Annotated in this window: 17 protein-coding genes; 9 read left to right on the plus strand and 8 right to left on the minus strand. The window is 70.4% G+C overall.

Annotation, left to right across the window (positions count from 1 at the left end; translation table 11 throughout):
* Positions 1 to 50: 50 nt before the first annotated feature.
* Complete coding sequence (locus AAT21_RS39040) at positions 51 to 347, minus strand: hypothetical protein (RefSeq protein WP_052757836.1); 297 nt, start codon at positions 345 to 347, stop codon at positions 51 to 53.
* 1,088 nt (positions 348 to 1,435) lie between these two features.
* Complete coding sequence (thiC, locus tag AAT21_RS16280) at positions 1,436 to 3,223, minus strand: phosphomethylpyrimidine synthase ThiC (protein ID WP_046777620.1); 1,788 nt, start codon at positions 3,221 to 3,223, stop codon at positions 1,436 to 1,438.
* 211 nt (positions 3,224 to 3,434) lie between these two features.
* Here thiC and AAT21_RS16285 point away from each other — a divergent pair, with 211 nt between their 5' ends.
* Positions 3,435 to 4,832, plus strand: a complete 1,398-nt coding sequence (locus AAT21_RS16285; RefSeq protein WP_046777621.1) for a YibE/F family protein — start codon at positions 3,435 to 3,437, stop codon at positions 4,830 to 4,832.
* Positions 4,833 to 4,840: 8 nt separating this feature from the next.
* Here AAT21_RS16285 and AAT21_RS16290 read toward each other — a convergent pair whose 3' ends face one another.
* From AAT21_RS16290 to AAT21_RS16305, 4 genes are all read right to left on the minus strand, one after another.
* Entirely contained in the window at positions 4,841 to 5,290 is a 450-nt protein-coding gene (locus AAT21_RS16290) for an SsgA family sporulation/cell division regulator (protein ID WP_046777622.1), read from the minus strand.
* A 97-nt stretch (positions 5,291 to 5,387) separates the two neighbouring features.
* Positions 5,388 to 6,125, minus strand: coding sequence for an IclR family transcriptional regulator (locus tag AAT21_RS16295; protein WP_412180327.1), 738 nt, complete (start codon positions 6,123 to 6,125; stop codon positions 5,388 to 5,390).
* A 305-nt stretch (positions 6,126 to 6,430) separates the two neighbouring features.
* Positions 6,431 to 6,658, minus strand: a complete 228-nt coding sequence (locus tag AAT21_RS16300; RefSeq protein WP_183066369.1) for a DUF5326 family protein — start codon at positions 6,656 to 6,658, stop codon at positions 6,431 to 6,433.
* Positions 6,659 to 6,808: 150 nt separating this feature from the next.
* Positions 6,809 to 7,126 (minus strand): cupin domain-containing protein, encoded by a 318-nt coding sequence (locus AAT21_RS16305; RefSeq protein ID WP_030956841.1) that lies wholly within the window; start codon positions 7,124 to 7,126, stop codon positions 6,809 to 6,811.
* 88 nt (positions 7,127 to 7,214) lie between these two features.
* Between AAT21_RS16305 and AAT21_RS16310 the strand changes: the two genes are divergently transcribed.
* From AAT21_RS16310 to AAT21_RS16330, 5 genes are all read left to right on the plus strand, one after another.
* Positions 7,215 to 7,592, plus strand: a complete 378-nt coding sequence (locus AAT21_RS16310) for a phage holin family protein (protein WP_046777624.1) — start codon at positions 7,215 to 7,217, stop codon at positions 7,590 to 7,592.
* Between the two features lie 12 nt (positions 7,593 to 7,604).
* On the plus strand, positions 7,605 to 8,096 hold the full coding sequence (locus AAT21_RS16315) for a low molecular weight protein-tyrosine-phosphatase (protein WP_046777625.1): 492 nt from the start codon (positions 7,605 to 7,607) through the stop codon (positions 8,094 to 8,096).
* Entirely contained in the window at positions 8,093 to 9,262 is a 1,170-nt protein-coding gene (locus AAT21_RS16320; RefSeq protein WP_046777626.1) for a cystathionine gamma-lyase, read from the plus strand. The genes AAT21_RS16315 and AAT21_RS16320 overlap by 4 nt, the downstream gene beginning before the upstream one ends.
* A gap of 219 nt (positions 9,263 to 9,481) precedes the next feature.
* The gene (locus AAT21_RS16325) at positions 9,482 to 10,387 is read left to right on the plus strand and encodes a LysR family transcriptional regulator (RefSeq protein ID WP_046777627.1); all 906 of its coding nucleotides are present in this window, start codon (positions 9,482 to 9,484) and stop codon (positions 10,385 to 10,387) included.
* A gap of 61 nt (positions 10,388 to 10,448) precedes the next feature.
* Positions 10,449 to 10,928 carry an NUDIX domain-containing protein gene (locus tag AAT21_RS16330; protein ID WP_046777628.1) on the plus strand — a complete coding sequence of 160 codons (480 nt, stop codon included), beginning with the start codon at positions 10,449 to 10,451 and terminating at the stop codon, positions 10,926 to 10,928.
* Positions 10,929 to 10,984: 56 nt separating this feature from the next.
* Here AAT21_RS16330 and AAT21_RS16335 read toward each other — a convergent pair whose 3' ends face one another.
* Together AAT21_RS16335 and AAT21_RS16340 are read right to left on the minus strand one after the other, a co-directional pair.
* The gene (locus AAT21_RS16335; RefSeq protein ID WP_079025844.1) at positions 10,985 to 12,193 is read right to left on the minus strand and encodes a globin domain-containing protein; all 1,209 of its coding nucleotides are present in this window, start codon (positions 12,191 to 12,193) and stop codon (positions 10,985 to 10,987) included.
* A 120-nt stretch (positions 12,194 to 12,313) separates the two neighbouring features.
* Positions 12,314 to 12,964, minus strand: coding sequence for an HAD family hydrolase (locus AAT21_RS16340; RefSeq protein WP_046777629.1), 651 nt, complete (start codon positions 12,962 to 12,964; stop codon positions 12,314 to 12,316).
* A 172-nt stretch (positions 12,965 to 13,136) separates the two neighbouring features.
* Here AAT21_RS16340 and AAT21_RS16345 point away from each other — a divergent pair, with 172 nt between their 5' ends.
* The 3 genes from AAT21_RS16345 (at position 13,137) to AAT21_RS16355 (ending at position 15,738) form a co-directional block, all read left to right on the plus strand.
* Positions 13,137 to 14,024 (plus strand): GNAT family N-acetyltransferase, encoded by an 888-nt coding sequence (locus AAT21_RS16345; protein ID WP_107081308.1) that lies wholly within the window; start codon positions 13,137 to 13,139, stop codon positions 14,022 to 14,024.
* Between the two features lie 15 nt (positions 14,025 to 14,039).
* Positions 14,040 to 14,501, plus strand: a complete 462-nt coding sequence (locus AAT21_RS16350; RefSeq protein WP_079025745.1) for a GNAT family N-acetyltransferase — start codon at positions 14,040 to 14,042, stop codon at positions 14,499 to 14,501.
* Positions 14,502 to 14,562: 61 nt separating this feature from the next.
* On the plus strand, positions 14,563 to 15,738 hold the full coding sequence (locus AAT21_RS16355; protein WP_046777631.1) for a winged helix DNA-binding domain-containing protein: 1,176 nt from the start codon (positions 14,563 to 14,565) through the stop codon (positions 15,736 to 15,738).
* Positions 15,739 to 15,745 lie beyond the last annotated feature (7 nt).

Here is a 15,745-nt window from a genome sequence, read left to right on the forward strand (position 1 = left end):
GGGCCGGACACGTCCACGCCGTGGATGCGTCCGGCCCCTCTTTCCTGTGCCTACCGTCCGGCGCGGTGGGGGAAGGCCTTGCCGCGGAGGGCCACGACCGGACCAGGGGTCAGCTCGGTCCACCCCTCGTCCCAGACGAAGGTGGTGCCGTTGGTGTCGCCGTGTGTCTGATAGACCCGGTTGTCCGTGGTCAGGACCCTGATGTAGGTGTTCGTTCCCTGGTCGATGATGGTGATGCCGCAGGCCGTGGCGGCGGGGAATCCGGGGTTGTCCCCGTCCGAGACGTTCTGCCAGACGGGTACGCCTCCGGCCGTGGCCGAGCGGCCTGCGTAGGCGACGCCGTTCATGAGGACGACACCGAACGATTCACTGTTCGAGGGTGCGACGGTATCGATGTCCCGGCAGCGAAGAGTGGCACCGGTCGCACCCGTGGCTCCCGTGGCGCCGACCCCACCCGTGGCACCGGTCGCACCCGTGGCACCCGTGGCTCCGACAGCCCCATCAGCACCGGTAGCACCCGTAGCTCCGACCGCACCATCTGCACCCGTGGCACCCGTGGCACCTGTAGCGCCGGTCGCCCCGTCAGCACCGGTAGCGCCTGTTGCCCCGTCGGCTCCGGTGGCGCCGGTGGCTCCATCGGCACCCGTAGCACCGGTGGCACCGTCAGCACCAGCCAAACCTGTCGCACCAGTAGCGCCAGCCGCGCCTGTAGCCCCCGTGGCCCCATCAGCACCTGTCCCGCCCGTCGCGCCCGTCGGGCCGGTCGCGCCGTCCGCGCCATCGGCACCGTCCGCACCGTCCGCTCCCCTGGCTCCCGTCGGACCGGTGGGGCCGGTCGGGCCGGGCCTGCCCGGCTCGCAACGGTCGCCGCCGCCGCGGGGGCCGGCCAGGAGAAGGTCCACCGCCGTCCGGCCGTCGTCCGGGTCGAATTCCGGGCCCTGCTCCGGGTCGAGGTCCGCCCACGGGTCCGGCTCCTGATAGGGATCGCAGCCGTCCCCGCCCGCGCGGCTCGCCGCGTCGACCCGCTCGACCGCCCGGACGCCCTGCGCCACGGCGATGGAGGGGCTCGCCACTCCCATCATCACCAGGGCGAGCGACGCCAGCGTGCCGGCCTTGCGCCAAGTACTCCTCGGCAGGGGGCCAAAGGGCGACCTGGTCCTGTTCTCGGGGCGCATACCACTCCTTCTCGAAACCGGTCGAACGATGGTGGCGGGCCTCTTTGGCCACATCGGTAGCGTGTGAACCGCCACCACGAACACCCCGGACCCCTCGCAGAAAAGTCCACTTATCGGACTATTCATGCGACACCAATGGCCTCTCCGCCGACCACGGGGCCCGGCCTCTCCGTGGCGACGGCACGAAAAACGGGCGGGCCCGCGACTCCCCCCATGGGTCGCGGGTCCGCCCGTCCGCAGTCGGGTCCTGCCGGCCGGCCTCAGTCGGCCAGCGGCAGGTAGACCCGGTTGCCCGAGGCCGCGAACTCGGCGGACTTCTCCGCCATGCCCGCCTCGATCTCGTCGGCCTTCAGGTCCCCGCCGTGCTCACGGCGGATGTCCTGCGAAATCTTCATCGAGCAGAACTTCGGACCGCACATGGAGCAGAAGTGCGCGGTCTTGGCCGGCTCGGCGGGCAGCGTCTCATCGTGGAACTCACGGGCCGTGTCCGGGTCCAGCGCCAGGTTGAACTGGTCCTCCCAGCGGAACTCGAACCGCGCGTCGGACAGGGCGTCGTCCCACTCCTGGGCGCCCGGGTGCCCCTTGGCGAGGTCCGCGGCGTGCGCCGAGATCTTGTACGTGATGACGCCGGTCTTGACGTCGTCCCGGTTGGGCAGGCCCAGGTGCTCCTTGGGCGTGACGTAGCAGAGCATCGCCGTGCCCCACCAGGCGATCATCGCGGCGCCGATGCCCGACGTGATGTGGTCGTAGGCGGGCGCGACGTCGGTGGTCAGCGGGCCGAGCGTGTAGAACGGCGCCTCCTCGCAGATCTCCTGCTGGAGGTCGATGTTCTCCTTGATCTTGTGCATCGGGACGTGGCCCGGGCCCTCGATCATCGTCTGCACGTTGTGGCGCTTGGCGATCGTGTTGAGCTCGCCCAGCGTCTTCAGTTCGGCGAACTGCGCCGCGTCGTTGGCGTCCGCGATGGAGCCGGGGCGCAGGCCGTCACCCAGCGAGTACGTGACGTCGTACGTCGCCAGGATCTCGCAGAGCTCCTCGAAGTTCGTGTAGAGGAAGTTCTCCTTGTGGTGCGCGAGGCACCACGCGGCCATGATCGAGCCGCCGCGCGAGACGATGCCCGTCTTGCGGCGGGCGGTCAGCGGGACGTACGGCAGCAGCACGCCGGCGTGGACCGTCATGTAGTCGACGCCCTGCTCGGCCTGCTCGATGACCGTGTCCTTGTAGATCTCCCAGGTCAGGTCCTCGGCGCGGCCGTCGACCTTCTCCAGCGCCTGGTACAGCGGCACGGTGCCGATCGGGACGGGGGAGTTGCGCAGCACCCACTCGCGGGTGGTGTGGATGTTGCGGCCCGTCGAGAGGTCCATGACCGTGTCCGCGCCCCACCGGGTCGCCCAGGTCATCTTCTCCACCTCCTCCTCGATGGAGGAGGTGACGGCGGAGTTGCCGATGTTGGCGTTGACCTTCACCAGGAACTTCTTGCCGATGATCATCGGCTCGATCTCGGGGTGGTTCACGTTCGCCGGGAGCACCGCGCGGCCTGCGGCGATCTCCTCGCGGACGACCTCGGGGGAGACGTTCTCGCGGATCGCGACGTACTCCATCTCCGGGGTGATCTCGCCGCGGCGGGCGTACGCGAGCTGCGTGACGGCGGCGCCGTCACGGCCCCGGCGGGGCTGGCGCGGACGGCCCGGGAAGACCGCGTCGAGGTTCTTGAGGCCACCGCGCGGCGAGGTGTGCTTGATGCCGTCGTCCTCGGGGCGGACCGGGCGCCCGGCGTACTCCTCGGTGTCGCCGCGGCCGATGATCCAGTTCTCGCGCAGCGGCGCGAGGCCCCGTCGCACATCGGTCTCGATCTGCGGGTCGGTGTACGGACCGGACGTGTCGTAGAGCGTCACGTCCTTGCCGTTGGTGAGGTGGACCTGGCGGACCGGCACCCGGATGTCGGGGCGGGAGCCCGCCACGTAGCCCTTGTGCCAGCCCGGCTTGCGCTCGGTCGAGCCGTCGGCGTCCTGGCTGACGGCAGGCGTGCGTGCGTCCTGAATGGTCATGAGACCTATCTCCCTACGCCGGCATTACCCGGTAACAGGTTCGGCGGTCGACGCAGCCTCCTCCCGTACGCATCTGTGATGCGCGTACGGTGATCAGCGTCCTCTCAGCCCGGTGCTCCGAGCTCCCGCGTTGTGCAAAGTAGCCCCCACGCTAGCGTCATCCATGGCGTGCTGAACAGTGGGCCCCCTCATCTCTTGCGATGATCTGCTGGTGACGTCATCGCCGCAGCCCCCCAACGAGCCCACTGAGCCCGGTGCCCACTCCGGCCACGCGCACGACGGCCATGGTCATTCCTCCGGTCACTCCTCCGGCCCTTCACCTGGTCATTCCCACAGCCATGGCCACGGCCCGGCGGCCCCTGTCTCGAAGCACCTGCGCAAGGTCATCGCGGCCGTACTGATCCCCTTCGCCGCCGCCGTCCTCGTCGGCCTGGTGGTGCTCTGGCCCGGCGGCACGCCCGGCCACGAGCGGACCGGGGTGGGCTTCGACCGGCAGACCCAGCAGGCCAGGGTCGTCTCGCTGGAACAGGTCGACTGCAAGTCCGTGAACGCCTCGCAGGCCGCCCCGCCCGGCGGAGCCCCGTCGGGCGGCGCGGCACGGGCCGCGCAGACCGGGGACTGCAAGAAGGCCACCGTCGAGATCGGCAGCGGACCGGACAAGGGACGCACCTTCATCGAGATCGTCCAGCCGGGCGCGCCACGGCAGTTGGCGGACGGCCAGGAGGTGGTGGTGGCGTACGCCCCGGACGCGCCCCGCGACCTGCAGTACTCGGTGATCGATGTGAACCGCAAGCTCCCGCTGGCGGTGCTGGCCGGCATCTTCGCGCTCGCGGTCGTCCTCGTCGGGCGGATGCGCGGGGTGTTCGCTCTGATCGCACTGGTCGTCAGCTTCGGCGTGCTGACGCTGTTCATCCTGCCCGCCATCCTCCAGGGGTCGAATCCCCTGGTGGTCGCGGTGGTCGGGGCGAGCGCGATCATGCTGATCGCGCTCTACATGTGCCACGGTCTGACCGCCCGCACCTCGGTGGCGGTCCTCGGCACGCTCGTGTCGCTGCTGCTGATCGGCCTGCTGGGATCGGTGTTCATCGACTGGGCGTTCCTCACCGGCAACACCGACGACAACACCGGGCTGATCCACGGCCTGTACCCGGACATCGACATGAGCGGTCTGCTGCTCGCCGGCATCATCATCGGATCGCTGGGCGTGCTCGACGACGTGACGGTCACCCAGACCTCGGCGGTGTGGGAACTCCACCAGGCCGACCCGTCGATGGGGCCGCGGGCCCTCTACCGCGCGGCGATCAGGATCGGCCGCGACCACATCGCGTCGGTGGTCAACACCCTGGTGCTGGCCTACGCAGGCGCCGCGCTCCCCCTGCTCCTGCTGTTCTCCATCGCCAACAGCAGCATGGGATCGGTCGCGAACAGCGAGCTGGTCGCGGTGGAGATCGTGCGCACCCTCGTCGGCTCGATCGGGCTGGTCGCCTCGGTGCCCGTGACGACGGCGCTGGCGGCGCTGGTGGTTTCGGCCGACCGGCCGGAATCCCCGGCCGTCGCACCGGGCTCGGGACCGGTGCGCGGCGGCCGGGGCCGGCGGCGCAAGCGCTGAACGGCGGTTCAGCCGGCGTTCTGCTCGTTGTGCTCGGACTCGGCCAGGATCCTGCCGAGCGCCTCGTCCAGGTGCTCCTCGAAGTCCCCGGTGTTCCGCTCCTGTCCGAGCGGAACGATCCGGTCGGTACGGTCGAGGAACGCGACGAGCGGTGCCGCGCCGGCCCGGAACAGGGCCCGGTCGCCGCCGACCTGGAGCCGGATGTGGACGTCGGACAGCTCCTCGGGGCTGGTGGGAGCGATGTGCACATCGCCGTCACCGCACGGCTTGTTGATGCCGTCGAGAAGCAGCTCCCGGCCGAACGCCCAGGTCACGGGCGCGTCTCCGGGAAGGTGGAAGGTCAGGCGGACTGCGTAGGGATCACGGGCGTCGTACCGGAGCTCCACCGGGATCCGGAACGAGAGCTCCTCGGAAACGAGGAAACTCATCATGACCTCTGCCTGTACCGACTCGCGCATTGCCTACCCCGCTGTAGTGGAAGTGGCCAGGAATGATCCCCCAGGGCCCTCTTGACAAGAGTGGTGGAAGCGCTTGCAGATCACAAGGAGTGAGTTTTCAGATACTGATAGAGAAGGAGAGGGTGCTCAGCAGCGCGCCTACTTCACTCCGTAGCCGATCGACTACATAGAGCAATCGATCTTGCTGGTGCAGGGGCAAAGAAATGGCCATGGTCGCCGCCGCATCCCCGGCCGTGATGGGGATGGCGGCGCAGACCGTGCCGAGGGCATATTCCTGCCTCTCGATTACAGGCTGCATTCGCCCGAGGGCCCCGATCCGGTTCTCCAGGGAGCGCAGATCGCGCACGGTATAAGGGGTGATGGCCTCTACCGGATGCCGGTCGTAATAGTCCCTGCGTGCGCTCTCGTCGAGCTGGCCGAGCAGGCACTGCCCGATGGCGTGCGCGTGACCGGTCTCCCGGAAGTCGGCCCACTCCTCGCACGCCGGACTGCCCGGGGTGTCCGAGACCCCCACGACCTCGATTTCACCCTCGCGGTAGACCGCGAAGTAGACGGGCGCCCCGACCGCGTCGCGGAAGTGCGCGAGCGAATCGAGGATCATGCTGCGACGTTTCTGCTGGAGTCCTCCGACGGCCAGCCTGGCGGCTGCGTCACCGAGTACGAAGACTCCGCGCTGTCTGCGCAGGTAGCCCTCGTGGGTCAGGGTGCGCAACAGGTGGTAGGCGGTGGGGAGCGGGAGCCCGGCCTCACGCGCCAGCTGCTTCGCCGGGGCTCCCCCGCTGTGGGATCCCGCAGCTTCGAGCAGCCTCAGCGCCCTCTGCACCGAACCGATCAGTGTCGGCACACCGGCATTGTGGACCGGAGACAAAGCTCACCCCCAGGCGTGGCTGCGGGCCTTCAGGGGTGGCCCGCCCTGCGGGGGCCGCCCCCGCGCATGCCGTGTCCTGGGGGTCGCGCTCGGCGGTTCGTCGCCTTCACCACAGGTCAGGCGGTGACAGCGGCTCTCGGTGCCCAGGGATCGGCACAGTTCGCGACTCTATCCACCGATTCCGGGGCCGTGAGCCGCTCAGGGCATCACGTTCCCTCAGCTGGGTTAACGGGGTAACCGCCCCCGAGGCCGGGAAGCGGCCCCGAGGCCGCCTACCACTCGCCGGAGGAGGACTTCGAACGCCCGCCGCCGAGCTTCTTCACGACGAAGATCAGACCGCCGACGAGGCCGACGAAGAGGAGCAGCTTGAAGGCGAACGAGATCAGTGCGCCCAGGATGCTCGTGATGACACCGCCGAAGACGAACAGGGCCAGCAGCGGAACGGCGACCCACTTAACCCACCAGGGCATGCCTGCGAATATCTCTCGGATGCCGTTCATGTCCTCGACCTCTTCCTGGTCTTCCCGTCCTTGACTTCCTGCTCTCGATGCTAGGAGTCCGCAGGCTCCGATCGGGGCCCGGGAGCCCCCGGAGTCCCCTGATCCGCCCCTTAGGGGGATCAGGGGGCGCGACCCTCATCCGCGGTCGGCTCAGCCCTCGGGCGGGGAGAAGACCACCATCACCTTCAGGTCCTCGGTGATGTGGTGGAACTTGTGCGGGACGCCCGCCGGGACGTAGACGACGCTGCCGCGCGCCACGGTGGTGGTCTCCTCCCCGACCGTGATCGAGGCCCTCCCGCTGACGACGAAGTACACCTCGTCCTGACCGTGCGGCCGCTGCGGATCGGTCTGGCCGGCGTCGAGCGCGTACAGCCCGACGGACATGTTCCGCTCACGCAGGAACTGCAGATAGGCGCCGTCGTTGGCGGCCCGTTCCGCTTCGAGCTCGTCAAGCCGGAAGGCTTTCATCCTCGTTGTGCCCCTTGCCTCGATCGTTCCCTCACATCCGCTGATCTGCGGATGTCCCACCGGGATCTTCTCTGCCACGATCAGACACATGACGAATTTCGTAGTCAAGACGCTCGCCAATGCGGCCGCCCTGGCCGTCGCCATCTGGCTGGTCGCCGGCATCACCCTGGACGACGGCAGCACGACGGGCCGCCGGACGCTGACCCTGATCCTGGTCGCCCTGCTCTTCGGCCTGGTCAACCTCATCGTCAAGCCCGTGGTCAAGCTGTTCTCGCTGCCGCTGTTCATCCTCACGCTCGGCCTGTTCACGCTCGTCGTGAACGCGCTGATGCTGATGCTGACCTCGTGGCTGGCCGACCAGTTCGACCTCAGTTTCCATGTGGACAATTTCTGGTCGGCGCTGATCGGCGGCCTGATCATTTCCATCGTCTCCTGGGCCGTGAACATGGTCCTGGACAACGACTGAGCGCGGCCGCACATGTACCGCGTCTGCTTCGTCTGCACGGGCAACATATGCCGCTCCCCCATGGCCGAGTCCGTCTTCCGCGCCCAGGTGGAACGGGCCGGGCTCGGCGCCCTCGTCGAGGTGGACAGTGCCGGAACCGGTGGCTGGCACGAGGGCGACGGCGCCGACCCGCGCACCGTCTCCGTCCTGGAGGCCGCCGGCTACACCCAGGACCACCGGGCCCGGCAGTTCCGTGCCTCCTGGTTCTCCCGCCTGGACCTGGTCATCGCGCTCGACTCCGGGCACCTGCGGGACCTGCGGGCGCTCGCGCCCACCCCGCAGGACGCCGCCAAGGTCCGGCTGCTGCGGTCCTACGATCCGGCGGCCAGGGCTGGTCACGACGATGTACCGGACCCCTACTACGGGTCGCTGGAGGGGTTCGAGGAATGCCTGGAGCTGGTCGAGGCGGCCGGCCCCGGTCTGCTGGACGCCGTACGCGAGGCGATGAAGGAGCCCACCGCGTGAACGAGTACGCCCCCGAAGGACCCGGTGAGTCGATCGGCGACGGCACCCGAGCCGTGCGCGCCGGCCTGCCCGAGGTCGTCAAGAACGAACCGCCCCTGCCCGGGCCGGTCTTCGCCGCCCACTTCCACCTCCCCGGAGACGTCGAGGGCCCGTACGCCTACGGCCGCGACACCAATCCGACGTGGACCCTGCTGGAACGGGCGATCGGAGAGCTGGAGGCCCCCGGCCAGGACGTGCACACCATCGTCTTCGCCTCCGGCATGGCGGCCGTCTCCGCCGTCCTCCTCTCCCAGGCGCGCACCGGCGACACCGTCGTCCTGCCCGACGACGGCTACCAGGCGCTGCCCCTGCTGCGGGAGCAGCTGGAGGCGTACGGGATCCACGTGCGCACCGCGCCCACCGGAGGGGACGCCCAGCTCGAGGTCCTCGACGGGGCCCGGATGCTGTGGATCGAGACCCCGTCCAATCCCGGGCTCGACGTGTGCGACGTACGACGCCTCGCGGAGGCCGCGCACGCCGGCGGGACCCTGGTCGCCGTCGACAACACCCTCGCCACCCCGCTCGGACAGCGGCCCCTGGAGCTCGGGGCTGACTTCTCCGTGGCCAGCGGCACCAAGGGCCTCACCGGCCACGGCGACCTGCTGCTCGGATACGTCGTGTGCCGCGACCCGGAACTCGCGGCCCGTGTCCGGGGCTGGCGCAAGATCGTCGGTGCGATTCCGGGTCCCATGGAGGCCTGGCTGGCGCACCGCTCGCTGGCCACCATCCAGCTGCGCGCGCAGCGCCAGTGGACCAACGCCCTGGCCGTCGCGGAGGCGCTGGGCGACCGCCGTGAGGTGAGCGGGGTCCGCTACCCGGGGCTGACGAACGACCCCTCCCACAAGACGGCAGCCCGTCAGATGCGGGGCTTCGGCTCGGTGGTCTCCTTCACCCTGCCCGACCGGGCCCACGCACAGCGCTTCATGGCCGCCCTGCACCTGGTCGAGGACGCCACGAGTTTCGGCGGGGTGCGGTCCACCGCCGAGCGGCGCGGGCGGTGGGGCGGAGACGCCGTGCCCGAGGGCTTCATCCGCTTCTCCGCCGGGGCCGAGGACACCGAAGACCTGGTCGCGGACGTCCTGCGGGCTCTCGACCGAGCCGTCGCCCCGGCCGGTCTGGACGGCTGAACACCGCTGGGCACGTCTGGCGCACATCTGGCACACGTCAGGCACACGTCGTGAAAGGGCAGTCCGAGCCTCCCCCCTAGTGGCTCGGACCGCCCCGGGTTCCGCGCGCGAAGAACCACGCGACAAGGCTAGTTGACTCAGCGTCAGAGTCCAATCACGGTAGCGACAGGGGCCTATCTGCATATTTATAGTTGTAGGCCCCCACCGAGAGGTGTCGCGATGGATCTGGCCCTGCTGCGCACCTTCGTCACCGTCCACCGGGCGGGCTCGTTCACGCGCGCCGCCGCCCTCCTCGGACTGTCCCAGCCCGCCGTGACCTCGCAGATCCGCACGCTGGAACGCCAGTTGGGCAGGCCTCTCTTCCACCGCCGGGCCCGCGGTGTCACACCCACGGCCGTCGGCGACGAACTCGCCCACAAGGCCGCCCCGCACCTCGACGCCCTGCTCCGGATCACCGAGGCGGAGCGGGAGGACGCGGGCGGGCTGCGGTCCCTCCACGTCGCCGGGCCGCCCGAGTTCCTGTCCCTGCGGGTGCTCCCCGCCCTCGCACCCCTGGTCGGCCAGGGCCATACCCTCCGGGCCACCCTGCAGGGCGACGCCGGGACGGTGCTCGACGGGCTCGCCGCCGGCCACCACGACCTCGTCGTCACCACCGCCCGCCCTCGCGGTGGCCCCTTCACCGCCACCGCCCTGTGCGACGAGGAGCACGTCCTGGTCGCCGCCCCCTACTGGGCCGCCCTCGTCGACACCGACCGGCTGCGGGACGACGGTCCGGGGGCGCTGGAGGGCATCCCGCTCGTCGAGGTCCACGAGACCCTGCCGCTCGTCACCCGGTACTGGAGCGCCGTCTTCGACACCCTGCCGGACGCGAGGTCCCTGGCCGCCACCGTGGTCGTACCCGATCTGCGGGCCGTACTGGAATGCGTCCTCGGAGGCGCGGGGCTCGCCGTGCTGCCCCGCTACCTGTGCCAGGAGGCCCTCGACAGCGGCCGGATCGCGGCCGTGGCGGAACCTGCCGTACCACCGCTGCGCACCTGGTTCCTGGTCCTGCGGACGGGGAGCCTCTCCCTCGCCCACCTCGCCCGGGCCCGCGAGCGTCTCCTGGACGCCGCTGTGCACTGGTGAGCCCCCTGTTTTGCGGCCCCTGGCGCGTTTCAGAAGCGGAGCGGCGGGCCACTCTTCTCCCATGACCGAACGTCCCGTGGTCAAACGCACCGCCCGCGCGATCCTGCTCGACGGTGACGACCTGATCCTCATCAAACGCACCAGGCCCGGCGTCGACCCGTACTGGCTCACCCCCGGCGGGGGGGTGGAGCCCTCGGACGCCACCGTCGTCGACGCCCTCCACCGAGAGGTCCACGAAGAACTCGGCGCGAAGATCACCGATGTCGTGCCCTGCTTCGTCGACACCGTCGAGCACATTGCCGGCGGCGGGGTGACCGGCGTGAAGGTGCAGCACTTCTTCGTCTGCCGCCTCGAATCGATGGACCCGAGCCTGCGGCACGGCCCCGAGGTCGACGAGCCCGAGGGCGAGTACGAGATCGTCCGGGTGCCCTTCAGCCGGGTGGGCATCGCCGCGGTCCATCTCGTCCCGCTGTCCCTACGGCACTACCTGGACGGGAACATCGAGGGCGTGCGCGCCATGCACGCGCCCGACCTGGGCTGAGACCGCGCCGGGGCCGGTGGGCCGCCGCCGGTCCCGGACCGGCGTGCCCGCCGGTCTCATCCGGCGATGCCCACCAGTTCCTCGACCGCGTCGTGCCGGATCCGCTCGCCGGGGATACCGATGCGCAGGAGCTCGTCGACCCCGCTGCGGATCATCGCGGGCGGTCCCGAGATGAACGCGTCGTAGGAGCTCCACGGCCCGTGCTCGCCCACGGCCTGCGGCAGCTGTCCCGCCAGCCCGTCGCCCACCACCGGCCGCACCGACAGCCACGGGTGCGAGCGCTGCAGCCCCAGCAGTGTGTCCTTGTCGTACAGGTCGTTGTCGCTGCGTGCTCCGAAGAACACCTCGACGGGACGGCGCTCGCCGTGTTCGGCCACATCCTCGATCAATGCCTTGATCGGGGCGATACCGGTGCCCCCGCCCAGGCAGAGCATCCCGTTGTCGGTGGTGTGGTCCACCACCATCGACCCGGCCGGCGGTCCCAGGCGCAGCACGTCCCCGGGGCGGGCGTGGCGCACCAGGGCGTTGGAGACCCAGCCCGCCGGGACGGCCTTGACGTGGAAGGAGAGCAGCCCGTCGGCACGGGGTGCCGAGGCGAAGGAGTAGTGCCTCCAGACCCTCGGCCACCACGGGGTCTCCAGGCTCGCGTACTGGCCGGCCAGAAAGGCGTACGGCTGATCGGGGCGGACGGTCAGCACCGCGATATCCGGGGTGCGCAGGTCGTGGGAGACCACCTCCGCGTGCCACCAGGCCGGGGCCTTCACCTCGTCCGCCGCCGCCGCGTCGATCATGATCTGGGAGATCGCGGTGTACGCCCGCACCCACGCGGCCTCGGTCTCGGGCCCCCAGCTCTGCGTCGCGAACCGGGCCAGTGCTCCCACGAGGGCCTCGCCGACCGCGGGATAGTGGTAGGCCATGGTGCCGTACTTGCGGTGTCCGGTGCCCAGTCGGCAGAGGTAGGGGGCGAGCACGTCGGGATTGTCGATGTGCTCGGCGGCGGTCAGGAGCGCCTTCAGCAGGCGGTCGCGCTGGGTGTCCATGGCCGCCGGGAACATGCCCCGCACTTCCGGGTGCCCGGTGAAGACCAGAGCGTAGAAGTACGAGGTCACCTTGTCGGCGACCGGGGCGATCTCCGCGAGGGTCCGGCGGATGAGTACGGCATCCGGTGAGGGCTCGGCCGCTTCGCCCTCGGAGGGTATCCGGGCCGCTTCGCGTCTGGCCGATCTGGTGGGCGGAGCGTCCATGCGGTGCCTCGCTTCGAGCATCTCGGTCGGTGTGCACACGCCACGGTCATGAATCCGTGGTTCCCGGTTTCACAGCGTGCCAGCCGCCCCAGAGGCCTGCGGGGAAACGCAGAAAATCCGCGATTCGAACCCACTTTCCTCCTAAGATGCGTCAACTCCCGGGCGCGCCACGGCCACGAGCTGGTATACCTCCCGCAGATCCCGCCCCTCGTAGACATGGGTCGCGCGCGCGGCCAGATGCGGTCGCGCGTTGACCGCCACAGAAACGGACACCGCTTCGAAGAGGTGGATGTCCGTCCCCGAATCCCCGTACGCCACGCAGTCGCCGCGGGTCACACCGAACTGCTCGCACAGCCGGTCGGCCACCATGACCTTGCCCTCGGGAGTCAGGATCCCGGCCTCCTCCACGGGCCGGGTGAACGGCACCTCGGGGAAGACCGAGCCGTGGGCGGCATGAGCGCCCCACTCCAGCAGCAGTTCCACGAAGAAGGACGGGGACAGGGAGACCACCGCGCAGTACTCCCCGCGCCCGCGGATCTCCTGCCAGACATCGCGGATGCCCGCGAGCCAGGGAGCCCCCTCGAACGCCGCCCTGACGTGCTGCGGCGTCAACTCGGCCCACAGCGCGTGAACCGCCACCGAGAACTGGTGCGGCCCGATCTCCCGCGCGGAGAAGGACCGCTCCAGCGCGGCGATCTCGGCACTCACCCCGAGCTGGCGGGAGATCTCCACCGGAGCCGCCGAGCCGTACATCAGCGTGCCGTCGAGGTCGAAGAGGTGCAGGCGCGTCATAGCTGTCGAGGCTAGTGGCTCGGTTTCACGTGAAACACCGTGTTTCACGTGAAACACCGCCCGGCGCGGCCGCCCGTGCAGCTCATGTTTCACGTGAAACATGAGCGGTTTCACGTGAAACATCGGCCCAAATCCTCTGGACGACTCCCGGCCCATGATCCAGTCTGGGCCGGTGACACCACCACACATCACCGATCTGCCGATCCGGGCGCTGTCCGTGGACGATCTCCACCGCTGCGCCGACCTGTCCGAAGATCGTGGCTGGCTCCGCGAGGACCACAAGTGGGGACTGCTGCTCGCCGCCGGAAGCGGCTACGGCATCGATGCCCCGGACGGCCGGGGCCTCGCCGCCGCCTGCGTCGTCACCCACTACGGCAACACCTCCACCGGCCCCGGACTCGCCGCCATCGGCATGGTCCTCGTGGCCGACCGCTATGCACGCCAGGGGCTCGGACGCGCCCTGATGACCCACATCTGCAACGACGTACTCAAGGGCGTCCCGCTCACCCTGCACGCCACTCCTTATGGGCGCCCGCTCTACGAGGAGCTCGGGTTCAACACCACGGGGCGCGCCGAAATGCTGGTGGGGGCCTTCCGGGAGGACACCTCCGGCGCGCACGGCACCGCTCGGGTACGACGGGCGGTCGCGGAAGACCTCCCCCGCATCCTGCGCCTGGACGCCGAGGTCTTCGGCGCCGACCGTACGCACATGATCACGCGGCTGCCCGCCTTCGCCGACCAGCTGCTCGTCGCCGAGGACCGGACAGACGGCACGCTCACGGGATACGCGGCGGCCTGGCCCAATATGCACACCCATGTCATCGGCCCCCTGATCGCCCGGGACACCGATACCGCCAGGTCCTTGGTCACCGCTCTCGCCAGGGGCACGGACCGGGTGCTGCGCACCGATGTCGACGTACGGCACGAGGAACTGCTCGCGTGGCTCAAGGAACGCGGCCTGGAGTCCGTCTCCTTCAACGCCGTGATGACACGGGACATCCCCGGGCTGCCCGGTGACTGGACCCGCCGCTGGGCGCCGCTGACCGTGGCCGCGGGCTGAGGAGGGGTTCCCGTCGTGACCGACTCTCCCGCGTTGGTGATCCGGCCGGCCACCGAGGCCGATCTGCCCGCCATCGTCGCCATGCTCGCCGATGACCCGCTGGGTGCGACCCGCGAGTCCCCGGACGACCTCACCCCGTACCGCACGGCTCTGGAACGTCTCATCGGCGACCCGAACCAGCATGTGGTCGTCGCCGTCCGGGCCGGCCGTGTCGTGGGCACCCTCCAGCTGACGATCGTCCCCGGCCTCTCCCGCAAGGGAGCCACCCGCGCCATCGTCGAAGGCGTCCGTGTCCACGCGGACGAGCGCGGCAGCGGACTGGGCACCCGGTTCATCGAGTGGGCGATCGAGAAGTCCCGGGCCGAGAACTGCGCACTCGTCCAGCTCACGTCGGACGTGACCCGGACCGACGCCCACCGCTTCTACGAACGGCTCGGGTTCACCGCCTCGCACGTCGGGTTCAAGCTCCAGCTGTGACCGGCAGGATCGTGGGCCGGGCCGCACCGTGGTGTCGGTGGCCCGGCCTACGATCGGGAGGATGAGCGCCCGTCTCCCCCTCCTCGGTACCACCGAGCGCCGGAACCGCCTCGGCCGACGCCACCGTCTGGCCCCGTCGGCCCACGCCGCGACGGTCGCGGAGGCTGCGGACTCCGTCGTCGCTCTGCACGCCACCGACGCCGCGACCGTCTTCCTCTCCGTCCGGGCCCGGCTGGCCGTGGGCGGCCCCGGAGCGGTCGAGTACGCGCTCTACGAGGACGTCCGCCTCGTGCGGCTGCTCAGCATGCGCAACACCCTCTTCGCGGTGTCGACGCGTCTCGCCCCGTACGTCGACGCGTCGACCGCCCGCGCCATCGCGGTCAAGGAGCGCCGCACCCTCCTCAAGCACCTGGCCGAGGACGGGCAGGGTCTCGACGCCGCATGGCTGGCCGGGGCGGAGACCGCCACTCTGGACACCCTGGACACCAGCGGGCCCCTTACCGGCAGTCAGCTCTCCGCAGCCGTGCCCGCGCTGCGCCGGAAGATCACCGTCAGCCGGGGCAAGAAGTACGAGACGGAGCAGGGCGTCGCCACCCGCGTCATCCGTCTGCTGGCCGCCGACGGCAGGATCCGCCGCGACCGGCCGCGCGGATCGTGGACCTCCAGCCAGTTCCGGTGGGTCCACACCGCACCCTGGCCCGCCGTACCGGCCGCGGAGGCCCGCGCCGAGATCGCCCGCCGCTGGCTGGACGCGTACGGCCCGGCCACCGAGGCCGACCTGAAGTGGTGGACGGGCTGGACCCTCACCGAGGTCCGCAAGGCCCTCGCCGCCGTCGGTCCCGACCAGGTGCGACTCGAAGACGGCAGTACCGCCCTGGTGAGCCCCGGGGACACCGCACCCGAACCGGCTCCCGAGCCCTGGGCGGCGCTGCTGCCCGCGCTCGATCCGGCCGGCATGGGCTGGGCCGACCGGGGATTCCACCTCGACGCCGCCCACAGGCCCGCCCTCTTCGACTACGCGGGCAATATCGGTCCCACCGTGTGGTGGAACGGCGAGATCGTCGGCGGCTGGGCCCAGCGCCCGGACGGCGAGATCGTCTGGCGGCTGCTCGGCGACCCCGGCCGGACCGCGGAGGAGGCGATCGCCGCCGAGGCCGCGCGCCTCGCCGCCTGGGTGGGCGACGCCCGGGTCACCCCGCGCTTCCGTACCCCGCTGGAGCGCGAACTCGTCGCCTGAGACGGGC

Source organism: Streptomyces yangpuensis, from assembly GCF_001005295.1.
Classification (GTDB): domain Bacteria; phylum Actinomycetota; class Actinomycetes; order Streptomycetales; family Streptomycetaceae; genus Streptomyces; species Streptomyces yangpuensis.

What these genes read in the sequence shown, in the direction of transcription:
- AAT21_RS39040 (WP_052757836.1), bottom strand. Translation starts at nt 347, where the DNA reads ATGAACGGCGTCGCCTACGCAGGCCGCTCGGCCACGGCCGGAGGCGTA.
- thiC (WP_046777620.1), bottom strand. Translation starts at nt 3,223, where the DNA reads ATGACCATTCAGGACGCACGCACGCCTGCCGTCAGCCAGGACGCCGAC.
- AAT21_RS16290 (WP_046777622.1), bottom strand. Translation starts at nt 5,290, where the DNA reads ATGCGCGAGTCGGTACAGGCAGAGGTCATGATGAGTTTCCTCGTTTCC.
- AAT21_RS16300 (WP_183066369.1), bottom strand. Translation starts at nt 6,658, where the DNA reads ATGAACGGCATCCGAGAGATATTCGCAGGCATGCCCTGGTGGGTTAAG.
- AAT21_RS16305 (WP_030956841.1), bottom strand. Translation starts at nt 7,126, where the DNA reads ATGAAAGCCTTCCGGCTTGACGAGCTCGAAGCGGAACGGGCCGCCAAC.
- AAT21_RS16310 (WP_046777624.1), top strand. Translation starts at nt 7,215, where the DNA reads ATGACGAATTTCGTAGTCAAGACGCTCGCCAATGCGGCCGCCCTGGCC.
- AAT21_RS16315 (WP_046777625.1), top strand. Translation starts at nt 7,605, where the DNA reads ATGTACCGCGTCTGCTTCGTCTGCACGGGCAACATATGCCGCTCCCCC.
- AAT21_RS16325 (WP_046777627.1), top strand. Translation starts at nt 9,482, where the DNA reads ATGGATCTGGCCCTGCTGCGCACCTTCGTCACCGTCCACCGGGCGGGC.
- AAT21_RS16330 (WP_046777628.1), top strand. Translation starts at nt 10,449, where the DNA reads ATGACCGAACGTCCCGTGGTCAAACGCACCGCCCGCGCGATCCTGCTC.
- AAT21_RS16335 (WP_079025844.1), bottom strand. Translation starts at nt 12,193, where the DNA reads ATGCTCGAAGCGAGGCACCGCATGGACGCTCCGCCCACCAGATCGGCC.
- AAT21_RS16340 (WP_046777629.1), bottom strand. Translation starts at nt 12,964, where the DNA reads ATGACGCGCCTGCACCTCTTCGACCTCGACGGCACGCTGATGTACGGC.
- AAT21_RS16355 (WP_046777631.1), top strand. Translation starts at nt 14,563, where the DNA reads ATGAGCGCCCGTCTCCCCCTCCTCGGTACCACCGAGCGCCGGAACCGC.